At 28.7% G+C, this 16366-nt stretch carries 14 protein-coding genes; 12 read left to right on the forward strand and 2 right to left on the reverse strand.

What is annotated here, in order from left to right:
- The first annotated feature begins 115 nt into the window (after nucleotides 1-115).
- From H3Z83_RS01785 to H3Z83_RS12900, 6 genes are all read left to right on the forward strand, one after another.
- Nucleotides 116-2362: a carboxypeptidase-like regulatory domain-containing protein gene (locus H3Z83_RS01785; protein WP_182123764.1), complete on the forward strand. Its 2247-nt coding sequence runs from the start codon at nucleotides 116-118 to the stop codon at nucleotides 2360-2362.
- 123 nt (nucleotides 2363-2485) lie between these two features.
- The gene (gene htpG, locus H3Z83_RS01790) at nucleotides 2486-4396 is read left to right on the forward strand and encodes a molecular chaperone HtpG (protein WP_182123765.1); all 1911 of its coding nucleotides are present in this window, start codon (nucleotides 2486-2488) and stop codon (nucleotides 4394-4396) included.
- Between the two features lie 90 nt (nucleotides 4397-4486).
- Nucleotides 4487-5815, forward strand: coding sequence for a hypothetical protein (locus H3Z83_RS01795; RefSeq protein WP_182123766.1), 1329 nt, complete (start codon nucleotides 4487-4489; stop codon nucleotides 5813-5815).
- Nucleotides 5816-5876: 61 nt separating this feature from the next.
- A complete protein-coding gene (locus tag H3Z83_RS01800) occupies nucleotides 5877-7673 on the forward strand; it encodes a DUF885 domain-containing protein (protein WP_182123767.1) in 1797 nt (598 codons plus the stop codon).
- A 155-nt stretch (nucleotides 7674-7828) separates the two neighbouring features.
- On the forward strand, nucleotides 7829-8674 hold the full coding sequence (locus H3Z83_RS01805) for a T9SS type A sorting domain-containing protein (RefSeq protein ID WP_182123768.1): 846 nt from the start codon (nucleotides 7829-7831) through the stop codon (nucleotides 8672-8674).
- Nucleotides 8675-8761: 87 nt separating this feature from the next.
- Nucleotides 8762-9934 (forward strand): nuclear transport factor 2 family protein, encoded by a 1173-nt coding sequence (locus H3Z83_RS12900; protein WP_220455436.1) that lies wholly within the window; start codon nucleotides 8762-8764, stop codon nucleotides 9932-9934.
- A 1-nt stretch (nucleotide 9935) separates the two neighbouring features.
- Here H3Z83_RS12900 and H3Z83_RS01815 read toward each other — a convergent pair whose 3' ends face one another.
- Entirely contained in the window at nucleotides 9936-10355 is a 420-nt protein-coding gene (locus H3Z83_RS01815) for a hypothetical protein (protein WP_182123769.1), read from the reverse strand.
- The gene (locus H3Z83_RS01820; RefSeq protein WP_317167209.1) at nucleotides 10342-10920 is read right to left on the reverse strand and encodes an RNA polymerase sigma factor; all 579 of its coding nucleotides are present in this window, start codon (nucleotides 10918-10920) and stop codon (nucleotides 10342-10344) included. Before H3Z83_RS01820 ends, H3Z83_RS01815 begins: the two co-directional genes overlap by 14 nt.
- Nucleotides 10921-11068: 148 nt before the next feature.
- On the opposite strand from H3Z83_RS01820, the gene H3Z83_RS01825 reads away from it, so the two are divergent.
- From H3Z83_RS01825 to H3Z83_RS01850, 6 genes are all read left to right on the forward strand, one after another.
- On the forward strand, nucleotides 11069-11413 hold the full coding sequence (locus tag H3Z83_RS01825) for a DUF6249 domain-containing protein (RefSeq protein WP_182123771.1): 345 nt from the start codon (nucleotides 11069-11071) through the stop codon (nucleotides 11411-11413).
- Nucleotides 11414-11505: 92 nt separating this feature from the next.
- Nucleotides 11506-12831, forward strand: coding sequence for a hypothetical protein (locus H3Z83_RS01830; RefSeq protein ID WP_182123772.1), 1326 nt, complete (start codon nucleotides 11506-11508; stop codon nucleotides 12829-12831).
- Between the two features lie 59 nt (nucleotides 12832-12890).
- A complete protein-coding gene (locus tag H3Z83_RS01835) occupies nucleotides 12891-14222 on the forward strand; it encodes a M28 family peptidase (RefSeq protein WP_182123773.1) in 1332 nt (443 codons plus the stop codon).
- Complete coding sequence (locus H3Z83_RS01840) at nucleotides 14222-14800, forward strand: YdeI/OmpD-associated family protein (protein WP_182123774.1); 579 nt, start codon at nucleotides 14222-14224, stop codon at nucleotides 14798-14800. The genes H3Z83_RS01835 and H3Z83_RS01840 overlap by 1 nt, the downstream gene beginning before the upstream one ends.
- Complete coding sequence (locus H3Z83_RS01845) at nucleotides 14794-15681, forward strand: TIGR01777 family oxidoreductase (RefSeq protein WP_182123775.1); 888 nt, start codon at nucleotides 14794-14796, stop codon at nucleotides 15679-15681. Before H3Z83_RS01840 ends, H3Z83_RS01845 begins: the two co-directional genes overlap by 7 nt.
- Nucleotides 15674-16351, forward strand: a complete 678-nt coding sequence (locus H3Z83_RS01850; protein WP_182123776.1) for a GNAT family N-acetyltransferase — start codon at nucleotides 15674-15676, stop codon at nucleotides 16349-16351. Before H3Z83_RS01845 ends, H3Z83_RS01850 begins: the two co-directional genes overlap by 8 nt.
- The last annotated feature ends 15 nt before the right edge of the window (nucleotides 16352-16366 follow it).

Below are 16366 nucleotides of genomic sequence, written 5' to 3' on the forward strand. Positions count from 1 at the left end.
ATTTGTAGCTTGTAAAAATAGTGATTTTAAAGTTTTCTTACAATCCATGATATTTTACTTGATAATTAAAAAGTTATAAGTAAAAAAGTTAGATTTGCTCCTTAAAAAATTGAACATGAAACTAAACACCCCTTTTCTTAAAAAAATCACCTTCCTTTTACTTTCTTTATTTTTCATACTTTCTTGTGATAAAGATGATATTCCTCAAAAACAAACAACAGGAGTTAATACTGGAATTGAAGCTATTAATAATGAAACTTCTCGATTAGATAAAGTTTTAACTTCAGAAAGCATTACTACTAATTTCAGTATTACAGTTATTGATGAAGATAATAATTCAATCAGTAATGCCACTGTTAAAATAGCTAATAAAGAAAGCCATACAAACAATAATGGCTTTACTCTAATAGAGAATATAACAGTAAATAAAGATTTTCAAGCAATTAATGTTAATGCTAATGGATATACTCCTAGTATAAAAACAATAACTCCATCAACTAACGGAGTTTCAAATGTTACTGTTACATTATTAAAACCAACCTTTATTAAAATATTTTCAGCTGCTGAAGGCGGAGTAGTATCAAATGATAATATTTCAATTGAATTTCCTAAAGATGCAATCGCTGATCAAAATGGAAATTTATACGAAGGTGAAGTTAAAACTACCGTTACTTATTATAACCCAAATTCAGAAACTTTTGTTCAGTCTATGCCAGGAACATTAGTTGGGTTAGATGATAGTAATTCACTGCAATCTTTAATTTCTAAAGGAATGATTAAAGTTGATTTAACTGATAATTCAGGGAACGAACTAGAAATTTTTGAAGGCAAAGAAGCTACTATTAAATTACCTGCTGGTAATAATGATCCTACAACTATACCTTTTTGGCATTTAAACGAAGAAAAAGGACTTTGGGTACAAACAGGAACCGCAACTAAAAATGGTAATCAATATATTGCTAGTGTTAAACATTTCTCCACATATAATTTAGATGTTCCAGGAGAAACTATTGATTTAACTGTTGTTTTAAAAGATACTAATAATAATCTTTTAGCTAATCAAAAAGCAATATTAAAAGCGACTAATAGTAATGGTTCTTACGAAATTGAAGTAGAAACAGACAATAAAGGAGAGTTTACAGTAATTAAAGCTCCTAAAGGTGCTAATTATAATTTAAACATAATTACAGACTGTGAAACAATTACATTACCTGTTGGTATTATAAATCAGACTACTCAAAAAGAATTTTTAGTAAGCTTTAATAACGCTAGATACTTAACTTTAAATGGAGTATTAAACAAATGTAATAATGAAATTTGGGCTAATAAAGTTTTTACTATTGAATTAGAAAACGGTAATCAACAAGATTTAGTGACAGCTTATGCCGACACTGAAGGAAAATATAGTATAACAAAAGTTTTATGTAATTATGATACAACTACAACTTACAAAGGAAAAATTAGAGTTATCAATGGGGTAAATGATATTATAAAAGAGAATGATTTTATTTTTAATGTAAATAATTTAATTAAAAACATTATAGTTTGTAATGGTGCTGTAGAGATAGTTAACGAACGCATTTATGAAGGCGATTATGAAATTAATTCTGATCAAGATCTTGAAGAATTTATTGCAGGAAATTACACTAAAATTACTGGTACTTTAGAAATAGAAAATATTACTGCTACAGATTTAACCGGTTTAGAGAATTTAACTATTGTAGAAGATTATTTGTATATAAGATATAATAATAATTTAATTAATCTTAAAGGTTTAGAGAACCTAATTAAAGTTAATACATTTTTAGTTATTACTAGTAACTCTAGTTTAGTAAACTTACAAGGTATAGAGAAACTTACAGATACGGATATTTTAATTGATAGTAATACTAACTTAACTAGTTTAAAAGGTATTGAAAACATTAAAATTACAGACGAATATGCTAAAGAATTTAACTTTACTATAGCTAATTCTGACTTACTTACAGATATAACAGCTTTAAGCCATTTAGAAGAGTTTCAAACGTTAATCATTGCTAATCATGCAATATTACAAAACTTATCTGGTTTAGAATCTCTTAAGAAACTTAGTTCTTTAGTTATATCAAACAATAAACTATTAAATAATTTAAATGGATTGGAGAATCTTTCTGAATTAGGAACCATTGAAATTACAGACAATGTGAGTTTAATTAATTTTTGTAGTTTAAATACTCAAATGATTTCAAATATTGATGACACAGAAACAATAGTTACTGATCCAATTAGTAACATTACTTATACTATTTCTGATTTTGAAATATTAGAGAATAATTATAATCCTACAAAACAAGATCTTTTAAATGGTAATTGTAATCAATAGAGGCTTTCACTAAATAATACTTATAAAAACAACTCTAAAATGCCATCTTGTCACAAAATTTATTTTGGTATTTTTTTTGACTACTATATTATCAGAAAATAATATCAAACAAAATATATAATTATGAGTAAAGGAAACATTAATGTATCGGTAGAAAATATATTTCCACTGATTAAAAAATTCTTGTATTCTGATCACGAAATCTTTTTACGTGAATTAATTTCTAACGGAACAGACGCTACTACAAAATTAAAACACCTAATTTCTATAGGTGAAGCAAAAACTGAATTAGGAGATGCTAAAATTGAAATTAGCATTGATAAAGACGCTAAGACTTTAACTATTAAAGATCAAGGTTTAGGTATGACTGCTGATGAGGTTGAAAAATACATCAATCAGATTGCATTCTCTGGTGCTGAAGAGTTTTTAGATAAATACAAAGATGATAAAAATGAAACAGGAGTTATTGGTCACTTCGGTTTAGGTTTTTATTCAGCTTTTATGGTAGCTGATAAAGTAGAATTAATTACTAAATCATTTAAAGACGAACCAGCTGCACACTGGACATGTGATGGTTCTCCTGAGTTTACTTTAGAAGCGCACGACAAAGCTGACAGAGGTACAGAAATCGTTTTACATATCGCTGAAGATTCTTTAGAATTCTTAGAAGAGGCTAAAATCAATGGTTTATTAAATAAATACAATCGTTTTAACCAAGTGCCAATTAAATTTGGAACTAAAAAAGTAAACGATCCTTCGCACGAACCTCAAACAACTAAAGATGCTGACGGTAAAGAAACAAAAGAACCACACAGACAAATTGAGGTAGATAACATCATCAACAATACAAATCCGGCTTGGACTAAGAAACCAGCAGATTTAGAAGCTGAAGATTATACAAACTTCTATCGTGAATTGTATCCAATGCAATTTGAAGAATCTTTATTCCACATTCACTTAAACGTAGATTATCCGTTTAATTTAACCGGAATTTTATTCTTCCCTAAGCTATCTCAAAACTTAGATATGCAAAAGGATAAAATCCAGTTATATCAAAACCAAGTATTTGTAACGGATAATGTAGAAGGAATTGTTCCTGACTTTTTACAAATGTTGAAAGGAGTTATCGATTCTCCAGATATTCCATTAAACGTTTCTCGTTCGTATTTACAAGCAGACGGAGCTGTTAAGAAAATCTCTGGTTATATTACTAAAAAAGTAGCTGATAAACTTTCTTCTTTATTCAAGAAAGATCGTGCTGATTTTGAGCAAAAATGGAATGATATAAAAGTGATTATCGAATACGGAATGTTATCGGAAGATAAATTCTTTGACAAAGCTAAAAAGTTCGCTTTATATCCAACAGTAGCTGATTCTTACTTTACGTTTGATGAATTAGTTGAGAAAACAAAAGATGCTCAAACTGATAAAGATGGAAATCACGTAATTTTATATGCTTCTAACAAAGATGCACAACATAGTTATATTCAAGAGGCAACGGCAAAAGGATATGAAGTGTTGTTATTAGATTCTCCAATAGTATCTCATTTAATGCAAAAACTAGAAACTTCTGGTGAAACTAAAGTTCAGTTTACGCGTGTAGATGCAGATCATATTGATAACTTAATCAAGAAAGACGATACGGTTATTTCTAAACTTACTGATGAAGAAAAAGAGAAATTAAAACCAGTTATCGAAGGAGCTGTAAACAATTCAAGCTATACAGTTCAATTGGAATCTATGGATTCTTCTAGTTCTCCTTTCTTAATTACAGTTCCAGAATTTATGCGTCGTATGAAAGAGATGCAAGCTTCAGGTGGCGGTGGAATGATGGGGATGGGTAATTTACCAGAAATGTACAATTTAGTTGTAAATACAAATCACCCATTAGTTTCTGAAATTTTAAACGCTAATGAAGAAGATCAAAAACGTTTAACAACACAAGCATTTGATTTAGCAAAATTATCTCAAAACTTATTACATGGTGAAGAGTTAACAAACTTTATTAAACGTAGTTATGAGTTAATAAAATAAGTAACATAGTTACTTTAATATTTTAAAACCTCTTTGTTTATTCAAAGAGGTTTTTGTTTTTTTGTAGCAATCAACTACAAAAAAATTACTATGAATAACGATCCCAAAAGTTCAAAATTCAAGGAACTTCTAGACAAGCTTCAACAAGAAAGTTGGCAGTTAGAGTTACTTATAACTGGTTTTGCCATTTTCGGACTAATCAATTTAATTGAGCCTATTCAAGCTGCTTTAAATGAATCTAAAGCACTCCAAAGCTACGGAAGGTTTTTCTACCCAATTATTATAACCGCTTGTTATATATTAATCATTAACCTTGTAATTCATGTTATTTTAAGAGGTTTATGGATTGGTGCCATTGGACTAAGATATGTTTCTAATGACATTGATTATGATGAGTTAAATTACAGCAAACGTTTTACAAATTATCTAAAGAAAAAAGTAGGCTCTTTTGATGGATATATTGCTCGTTTAGAAAATTACTGTAGTATTCTATTTGCTGTTACTTTTTTAACACTATTCTATCTAATATCATTTTTCTTAGTTTTTTTCTTGTTAATGATAGCTGCTAATTTCTTTATAGAATCTGGTTTTTTTTCAAAATTTGTAGGAGTTACAATTTTTGGTTTTTTCTCTATTTTCTTTTTATTTCTATGTATTATTGTTTTTATAGACTTTATAACACTTGGTTATTTAAAGAAAAAAGAATGGTCTTCTTTTTTATACATGCCTATTTACAAAGTGTTTAGTATAATAACTTTATCGTTTCTATATAGACCTTTAGTATACAATCTTTTAGACAATAAGTTTGGTCGACGAATAGCCTTCTTATTACTTCCTTTATACATGTCTATCTTATATATTAGTACTTTAGATAATGTTAGATCTAATTATTTATCTATAAATTCACATTCTTCAGTAAACTATTCTAACAATAACAACTACCTTGATTTACTTGAAAAAAATGAGTTTGTAAAAAATGTTGCAATACCAACTAAAATAGTTAACAAACCTTATATAACTGTTTTTATTCCTTTTAAAAAAGAAACAGAAGATATTATTTTACAAAACAACAAAAAATTAGTTCCAGAAAAAGACGAAAGAGGTTTAAACAATCGTTTTTTTAAATCTTTCTCAAAGAAAAAAGGTTACTCACAAAAAAGAGACAGTATTTATAGTAAATATTTAGCTACTTTCAATAATACTTATAATATCGCAATTGACACAATCAAATTCTCTTCAGACTTCATCATAAACAAAACTAACAAACAACTTGGTTTTGAAAGTATAGTCTCCTTAAAAGACATTCAAGAAGGAAAGCACTTAATATCTATCAAAAGAAAAGTATTAAACTCAGAAACTCAAAAAGAAGAAATAGAAAGAGTTGCAGAAATTCCTTTTTGGTATTACAAGAGTAATTAGTTTTTAACAATTCCTTAGATTTTCTTTTTGGTATCTTTGTTTGCAATCAAAATACAATACCATGAAGAAAATCTTCTTAACCATAGTAGCTATTGCTACTTTATTTGTTTCTTGTAAAGAAGAAAAAAAGGAAGTTGTTAATACTCCTGTTAAAGAGAATACAGCTTTTAATCAGTTATTAAAAGACTATAATGAAGGAAAACTAAAGTTAAATCCACTAAATGCAACCTTTGCAGGAGACAATCGTTTTAATGATCGGTTTCCTAATTTTTTATCTGATGAATACGGTCAAAAAAGCAATCAATTTTTTAAAGACTATAAAAATAAATTAGCTCAGTTTAAAAATGAAGACTTAACTGAAAGTCAGCAAATGAGTAAAGCTGTTTTAGATTGGGATTGTAATATAGCTCTAGCTCAATCTAGTTTTAAAAATGACCTATTAATGCCTATTAACCAAATGTGGACGGTTAATTTAACAATGGGACAATTAGCAAGCGGAAGCAGTGCACAACCTTTTAAATCTCTTACAGATTATAAAAATTGGTTAAGCAGGCTAGAGCAATATAACACATGGTTACAATCTGCAGAAACTAGAATGAAACAAGGAATTAAAGAAGGTTACGTATTACCAGCTTCATTAATTAAAAAAGTAATTCCACAATTTGAAGGTTTATCAAACACTAAATTAGATGAGCACTTATTTTATTCTCCTATTAAAAAATTTCCATCAGATTTTTCTGAAGAAGATAAAAAGAAGTTAACTGAAGAATATGCTAGTTTATTAAATGAAAAATTAATTCCTTCATTTAAATCAATGTATAATTTCTTAAAAACCGATTATTTAAAAGCTGGTTTAAAAGAAAGTGGAATCTCTGCAATTCCTAATGGAAAAGCTTATTACGATCATGCTATAAAAAACTATACTACAACTAACATGACTGCTAAAGAAATTCATGAACTTGGATTAACAGAAGTTGCAAGAATTTTAGCAGAAATGGAAAAAGTTAAAGAGGAAGTTGGTTTTAAAGGAACATTAAAAGAGTTTTTTAATGACGTTCGTGAGAATAAGAAACTAATGCCTTACACTACTCCAAAAGAAATTATCGATAATTTTAATGCGATTCATGAAAAAATGAAACCGCAATTAGAAAAATTATTTGGTAACAAGCCTAAAACTCCATTTGTAGTAAAGCAAACAGAAAAATTTAGAGAAGCCTCTGCTAGTGCAGAGTATAATCCAGGATCTTTAGACGGAACGCGTCCTGGTGTTTTTTATACTCCAATTCCAGATGCAAGCAAATACAATGTGTTTTCAGACGAAGCCTTGTTTTTACATGAAGCGATTCCTGGGCATCATTATCAAATTTCTTTAACGCAAGAAAATCAAGATTTACCAGACTTTAGAAAAACACTTTGGTATAGCGCTTATGGTGAAGGTTGGGCTTTATATACAGAAAACTTAGGAAAAGAATTAGGATTATATACAGATCCTTATCAATATTTTGGGATGTTAGGTATGGAAATGCACAGAGCAATTCGTTTAGTAGTTGATACTGGCTTACACTCAATGGGTTGGACTCGTGAACAAGCTATTCAATACTCTTTAGATAATGAAGCTGAAAGTGAAGCGAGTATTATTTCTGAAATTGAACGTTATATGGCTAATCCTGGACAAGCATTGTCTTATAAAATAGGTCAATTAAAGATTAGAGAGTTGCGAGCTAAAGCTAAAACAGCATTAGGCGATAAATTTGATATTCGCGAATTCCATAATCAGGTTTTAGAAACTGGGTGTATTCCGTTAGCTCTGTTAGAAAATAAAATTGATAACTGGATTTCTTCTCAAAAACAAAGGTAAAATCCCTTTTATAAAAAAGAAATTTCATTTAAATAAAACATGTAAAAACCACCTAATTAAAATAAGGTGGTTTTTTAGTTTTGTAACTCAAATAGTATTTTCCATTTTTCCTCTTATTACCTAATAAAATTAGTAATCAATTAACCAAAAATAAAATGAAAAAAACTATTACCTTTTTAACAATCTGTTTAGCTATTAATTTAGGAATTAGTCAAAATGTACACATTCCAGATGCCAATTTTAAAGCTGCTTTATTAACAGCTCCTAATACAGGAATAGACACTAATGGTGACGGAGAAATTCAAGTTTCAGAAGCACAAGCATGGAACAGTCCTATTGATGTTACCAATAAAAACATTTCTGACCTTACTGGTATTGAAGCATTTATTAATATTGACATTTTAGCCTGTGGTGGAAATAATTTAACTAGTTTAAATCTAAATCAGAATACTAAATTAGAAAGGTTATTTTGCATGAATAACCAAATAGGTAACTTATCATTATATAACAATACTAGTTTAACTCTTTTGTACTGTTATAACAATAACTTAACAAGATTAAATGTTTCGAACAATAACAATAGTATATTAACTATTTTTAATGCTTCAAATAATCCTAATTTAAAATGTATTCAGGTTGATAGATATTTTACTCCACCAAGTTCTTGGGTAAAAGACGCTATAGCTGTTTATAGTGGATTTCCTTGTAAGCTAACTATAGATCCAATAAGAACTCTGCATGCACCAACTATTGGAGTATTAGGAGGTCCTTTAAAAACTACAGAGGATACTAACATATATCCAAACCCAACTAGTGATGTATTATCTATTAAAAGTACAGAAACAATTAAAAAAGTAGAAGTATATACCTTAAATGGTAATAAGGTCTTTGAATCAAAATCGAAATCTTTAAATATTTCCAAATTAGAAAAAGGAATATACTCAGTAAGGATTGTTTCTGATAAAAACGAATCTATTTACAGAAAGTTAATAAAAGAATAAATTTCTTTATTTAAAATATTCTTTTTACAAAATCCAGAGTTTTAAAACTCTGGATTTTGTATTTTAGAAATCTTATTATTACTACTCATGAGAAAACTATTACTATCGCTATTTATTACTTCTTTTTCTTTTGCTCAAACCAATACTGAAGTTCATTTATTTGATCTTAAATCTGAAAATGGAAAATGGGAAGTTTTGAACGGAAAAAATATTTCAAATAATGATGGATATGATAGTCAACCACATTTTTATGATGAAAACACAATCATATTTGCTACTACTAGAAAAGGGCAAACTGATATTTTAAAATATTCGATTGATAGCGGTGAAAAAAGTTTTATTAATAATACTATCAATGGTAGCGAATATTCACCGCAACGAATTCCTGGTTCAAAAAATATATCTGCTGTTAGACTAGATAAAGATGGACTACAACGTTTTTATCAATATGACTTTAAAACTGGTAAAGACACTGAACTAATCAGAGATTTAGTAGTTGCATACCCAATGTGGTATGATAAAAACACAGTTATATCATCAGTTATTGTAAATGATAGTTTGCATGTTTTTATAAGCAATTTAAAAAAGAAAACAAATACAACTATTACCAAACAAACTGGTCGTTCTTTTCATAAAATTCCAAATTCTAACTTGGTTAGTTTTATGAAACAAAATAAAGAGAATTGGGAAGTTTGGTCACTCAATCCAATTTCAAAAGAAACTAAAAAAGTTACTTCAACAGGTACTAGTCAAGATATGTGTTGGTTACCAAACGGAACCATTTTAGTTGCTTATCAGAATATGATTTTACAATATAATCCTAAAACGAATAAAAAATGGAGTGTATTTCATAAATTTAAAGATGAAAATATTAATAATATTTCAAGAATTACAGTAAATAAAAGTGCTACTAAATTAGCTCTTGTTGCTGAAGTTTCTCCTAGAATGTTAGCTCAAGAACAATTAGAAGGCTATAACAAAAGAGATATTGAAGCTTTCTTAAAACCTTATGCTAAAAACGTAAAAGTATATACTTATCCTGATAAATTAAACTACGAAGGAATTGAAGAAATGCGTAAACGTTACGCTCCTATGTTTGAGAAAACAAAAGATTTACACTGTAAAATTACAAGTAGAATTGTTAAAGGCAATGTTGTTATAGATGAGGAGTTAGTAACAGCAAATGGTAACACTTTTAAAGCAGTTGCCATTTATGAAATTACCAATGGTAAAATAAGTTCGGTTCGTTTTGTTAGGTAAATTAACTTCCTAATTTATTAGTAAAATGACTCTTTAAAAAGTGTACTTGTACTAAAACTAATATTGCAAGAAAAACAAATGAATATATTGTGGTAGTTGATACCGATAAAGAAACATCTGTAAAAAGACTTGGCATTTCTAAACTTGGCAGATAAGAATACCCTACTTTATCTAAAATACTTTCTGTACTTTCAGATGATTTAAACGGAATAAACAACAATGCTAACAAAGTACCTAAAACAACAAACCATGCTTTTTTAGATATTAATGGTGTAGCCTTGTATAGTGTTGTATTTTCTACTTTTAAAATACTTTGCATAATTGTATTTGTAAAATCTAATGAAGGTGTTTCTACTTCAACTTCTTTTATATACTTTTTTGCAAATGCATCTAATTCTTCAATATGTTTATTTTCTCCCATAATGATTGATTAATTCGGGTTCTACTTTTCGTTGTACTATCGTTAATAATCTTTTTCTAGCTCTGTGTAACTTTACTTTTACATTAGCTTCAGAAAAATCTGTAACATCAATAATTTCTTTTAAGCTTAATTCATCAAAATAAAACATCCATAAAATAGTACGTTCGTCTTCAGGTAAATCTTGCATACATTGTTTAATTACTACTGCGCGTTCTTTCTTTTCAATCGATTCTAAAATTCCTTCAGTAGTTTTAATTTTATTAATCGTTACTTCATCAATTGTATCAGTATTATACTTGTTTTTTCTTTTTTTTAAAGCATCTAAGCAAGTTCGGTACGCTATTTTATAAATCCAAGTAGAAAACTTAGATTCTCCTTTAAACTTGCTTAAATTTTTATATACTTTTATAAAAGTATCTTGACTGACTTCTTCTGCCTCTTCTTTATTCTGCATCATTTTAAAAGCCAAAGTATACACCATTACTTTATACTTATCTACAAGAGTAGCATAGGCATTAGTGTTTCCTTTTAAGATCTTTTCTATGTAAAGTTGGTCGTTAATAATGGTTGATTTTACATCTTAGACTTTACTATATTATAAAAGGTTACAACTTTTTACAAAAAACTTTTTTTCTAATTTTTTGTAACCTTTTTAAAAAGCATACTGTCTTACTTGCAAACACATAAAAATAATCATTTAAAAACAATTTATAATGGACGCAGAAATTTTTATCCCAATTAGCATGTTTGCTGCAATCTTCGGAATCGTTTATTTATATTTCACTACTAGACATAAAGAACGTTTAGCTTTAATTGAAAAAGGTGCTGATGCATCAATCTTTATGAGTGGTAAAAAAAGTAGCAGTTTCGGAAGATTTTTTATTTTAAATCTATCTCTTTTATTAATGGGTATCGGATTAGGCGTTTTCTTAGCTTTACTTTTAGATACTTATACTGCAATGGATGAAGACGCAATTTACCCTGCTTGTATTTTCTTTACGGGTGGTTTAGGTTTATTTGCAGGTTTTAATCTTACTAAGAAATTAGACACAGAATAAACCTTACTCTATACATCTTTAAAACCACCTTATAATAAGGTGGTTTTTTTATTTTAAAAAAGAAAGTATCTTTAACTCAAGACTAACAAACTATGAGTAACGATTACAAAAACAAAAACTTTAAACAATTATTAGATAAGCTTCAACAAGAAAGCTGGCAGTTAGAACTTATTATTTCTGGTTTCGCAATTTTTGGATTATTTACTGCATTTCCTCAAATAGATGCAGCTTTAAAAGTTGCCGAGAACGATAAACATATTTACGCGTTTGTTCTACTTCTTGTTGCATATATTGCTTGTTATATTCTCATCTTTAACTTACTTGTACATGTAATTTTAAGAGGCTTGTGGATTGGAGCCTTAGGATTACGATATATTTCTGGAGATATCGAATTTGATGAACTTAATTATCAAAATAAGTTTACCAACTACTTAAAAAAGAAAATTGTTTCATTTGACAGGTATGTAGCTTCTTTAGAAAATTATTGTAGTGTTTTATTTGCAACTTCTTTCCTTTTAATTTTTTATGTAATATCTATTACAATCATCATAGTATCTTTTGTTTTAGTAGCTACTTATATTCTTTCTAATGATAGCTTACCTGAAGGATTCAGAACTGTTTTGGGTATCATTTTAATGCTAATTATTAGCATAGGTTCATTTTTAGTTTTTATTGATTTTATTACACAAGGATACCTTAAAAAGAAAAAGTGGCTTTCAAAAATATATTTTCCTTTTTATTGGATCTTTAGTTTTTTAACGCTTTCATTTTTATATAGACCATTGGTTTACAATTTCTTAGACAATAAATTTACTAAACGACTTATCTTATTTTTAATCCCTATTTATATAGTTATATCTATTTTTAGTTCGGTAAACTATCAAAAATCAAACTACTTATCTAGTGCAAAACTCAATTCTAAATTACACATTGATAACAGAGAGTATGAAGATTTAAGAATAAAAGAGAATGATTTTGTTAAAACCGCTAGTATCCAATCAAAAGTTATTACCCAACCTTATATAAAATTCTTTAATGTATTTAAAGAAAATGTTGAAAATAGAATCTATAACTATAACCCTTCTTTAAAACCTGAAGAAGACAATAGAGGGTTTAAGATAGGTAATAAGATTTCTATTAATAAATCTATTTCACGCAAAAAAAGAGATAGCTTAGCTATAGCGTACTTAAAAACTGTTAACGAAATGTATCATATTAAAATTGACACTATTCAGTACAAAACGGATTTTTTAATTAGTAAAAACAAACAAAATCAAACTGGATTTGAAACGTATATACCAACCAATAAACTTAGTGAAGGAAAACATATATTAAAGTTATTTAGAAAGAGAATAAGAAATAAGGATACGATATCAATTACAGATGTGGTAATTCCTTTTTGGTTTTTTAAAGATTAGTTTGATATGAATACAATTTAAAACGTCTAACCTATAGGTTAACCTTAAAACTTATTTAAATGAAAACATTTATAACTACTCTTTTCTTAGTTCTTTCAGTCTTTATATCAGCACAAACAAATACCAAAATCTATGATATTATAAATGCTGTTTCTACTGATAGAATTAAAGCAGATATCACAACTTTAGCTAACTTTGGAACACGCCATACATTAAGCGATACAATTTCTAACACACGTGGAATTGGAGCTGCACGAAGATGGATTAAATCTGAATTTGAAAACATTTCAAAAAACTGTAATAATTGCTTGGACGTTTTTTATCAAAAAGACTTACTAGAAAAAGGAACTAACAAAAGAATTACAAAAGATGTTTGGGTAGTTAATGTTGTCGCTATTCAAAAAGGAACTAAAAACCCGAATAATTATATTATTATGAGTGGTGATATAGATTCTCGAATTTCAGATCCGAATGATTTTACAAACGATGCTCCTGGAGCAAACGACAACGCATCTGGAATGGCTGGAGCTATAGAAGCTGCTCGAGTACTCAGTAAATATAAATTTGATAATAGTATTATTTACGTTGGTTTGTCAGGTGAAGAACAAGGGCTTTTTGGCGGTAAAGGTTTAGCTGCCTATGCCAAAGAAAAAGGTTGGAATATTTTAGGTGTCTTGAATAACGATATGATTGGAAACATAAAAGGAGTAGATGGTATTATCGATAATCGAACATTTAGAATTTTTAGCGAACCAACCCCTCCAACCGAAACAGAGCATCAACGAAGAGCAAGACGTTTTTATGGTGGTGAAGTAGATGGTATTTCACGTCAATTAGCGCGTTATATATATAAAACTACCAATGCATACATGCCAGAAATGAATCCGAAAATGGTATATCGTTTAGATCGATTTGGTCGAGGTGGTCATCATCGTCCGTTTAATGATGCTGGTTATCCAGGAATCCGAATTATGGAAGCTCATGAAAATTACCCCCAACAACACCAAGATATTCGAAACGAAAACGGAATTGAATATGGGGATAAGCTAAAATTTGTAAACTTTGATTATGCTAAAAAACTTACTGCTGTTAATGCCATTAATCTAGCTTCTATTGCCACTGCTCCTATTTCTCCTAAAAATGTTTCTATTGGTGGAATTGTAGAACCTTCAGCAAAATTAAAATGGGATAGTGTTGAAGGAGCTAAAGGTTATAAAATATATTGGAGAGATACAACCTCTCCGACATGGGATCATAACAGATATGTTGGAAACATTAACGAATTTACTTTAGAAGGAATTGTGATTGATAATTATTTCTTTGGAGTTTCGGCTGTTGGAAAAGACGGACATGAAAGTATCGTTAGCTTCCCTTCAAAAATAATTAGATAATGATTAAGGCAAAACCACAACTTTATTTTAAAACAGATACTAAATGGAGAGCTTGGTTGCAAGACAATTATGAAAACTCTAATGGAATTTATTTAATTCTCTATAAAGTTGAAACTAAAATTCCATCTATGCGTTGGGAAGAAGCTGTAAAAGTTGCTTTATGTTATGGTTGGATAGATTCTACTGTAAAAAGTTTAGGGGGTGGTAAGCGTCAACAATACTTTTGTAAAAGAAAACCAAAAAGTGTTTGGAGTGCAGTAAACAAAAAATACATCAAAGAGCTTTCTTCTAAAAATTTAATCCATGAATCTGGATGGAAGTCAATTAATATTGCAAAAGAAAATGGTTCTTGGGTTGCATTAGATGATGTTGAAAACTTAGTAATTCCTCCAGAATTACAAATGGAATTTGATAAAAACTCAACAGCTTTTACAAACTATCAAAACTTTGCTCCATCTTATAGAAAAGGATATTTATATTGGTTAAATCAAGCCAAAAGAGAAACTACTCGTCAAAAAAGAGTTACAGAAATTATTAGTCTTTGTGAGAAGAATATAAAAACAAGAGGTACATGGTAAAAGTTCTCATTACTGGCGGTACTGGTCTAATTGGTCAGCATCTACAAAACACTTTAATAAATAATAATATTGAAGTAGCTGTTCTTACACGTACCCCTAAAAAGAGTAATGAGTTTCGTTGGAATCTTAACGAAAACTATATAGATAAAAATGCTTTTAATAATATTACTCATATCATTCACCTAGCTGGAGCTGGTATTGCAGATAAGCGTTGGACTCTAAAAAGAAAAAAAGAACTTATTAATAGTAGAGTAAAGTCAACTTCTCTTCTATTAAAAAAAATAACAGACCACAAAGTACCTTTACAAGGTTTTATTTCTGCTTCTGGAATTGGTTATTATGGTGCTGTAACTTCTGATAAAATATTTACTGAAGAAGATGCTCCTAAAAACGATTTCATTTCTACTATTTGTTCACAATGGGAAAAATCCGCTCATCAATTTAAAAATATAGATGTTCCCCTTACTATTTTAAGAACAGGAGTAGTTCTTACCAAAAAAAATGGTGCTTTAAGTAAAATGAACTCTCCTTTATTTTTATCTGCTTTAGGAACCGGAAAACAATACGTTCCTTGGATTCATATTGATGATTTATGCAATTTATATCTTGAAGCAATTCTTAACGATAATTTTAAGGGTATTTATAATGCTGTAGCGCCAGAACATCAAACCAATGAAAGCTTTTCCAAAACATTAGGAAACATCATTAAAAAACCTGTTTTACCAATGAATGCGCCATCTTTTATTTTAAAAACAGCCTTAGGCGAAATGGCATATATGTTATTAAATGGAAGCCGTGTTTCTGCTGAAAAAACAAAGCAATTTTATAATTTTGTTTACCCTGACTTAGTTACAGCTTTAAACAATATTTATCATGAATAACAAACTTAAAAATCCTGTTTGGCATTCTTTAAAAGAAACACATAAAAACTTTGCTATTCAATATGATGAAGTTCATTTTTATGACCCTAATATTTGTCCTTTTGGAGCATTTACAAATACAGAAAAAACTAAAGATGCTATAAATGAGTATGCCAAACTAACTGATAAATTCTTTTTAGTTTCTGAAAATGAAATTCCAATCTATGATACATCGAAAATAATACTTCATAAAAAAATTGATGGAGTTCAAATGGTTTTACAAAACCTACAAGAGATTGATATTACAGAAGAAATCATTCCATTAACAGAAAATCATATTGATGAAATTTATAATCTCGTTTGGCTTGTGATGCCTGGATATTATAAAAAACGAACTTTTGATATGGGAAAGTACTTTGGTATTTTTAAAAATAATCAATTAGTGAGTATTACTGGGCAAAGGATGCAAACTAATGATTTTATAGAGATTAGCGCGGTAGTAACTCATCCTGAATACACAAAGAGAGGTTATGCTAAACAATTAACACAATACGTTACTAAAGACATTTTAAAAGATAAAAAGCATCCTATTTTACATACCGACAAAGGGAATCCTGCAATTAAACTATATGAAAAACTTGGGTATGAAATTATTCGAGATATGAATTGGTGGTATTTTCATAAAAAATAAAAGCTCAGACAATGT

The sequence above is a fragment of the Tenacibaculum pelagium genome (assembly GCF_014062345.1).
Taxonomy (GTDB): Bacteria; Bacteroidota; Bacteroidia; order Flavobacteriales; family Flavobacteriaceae; genus Polaribacter; species Polaribacter pelagius.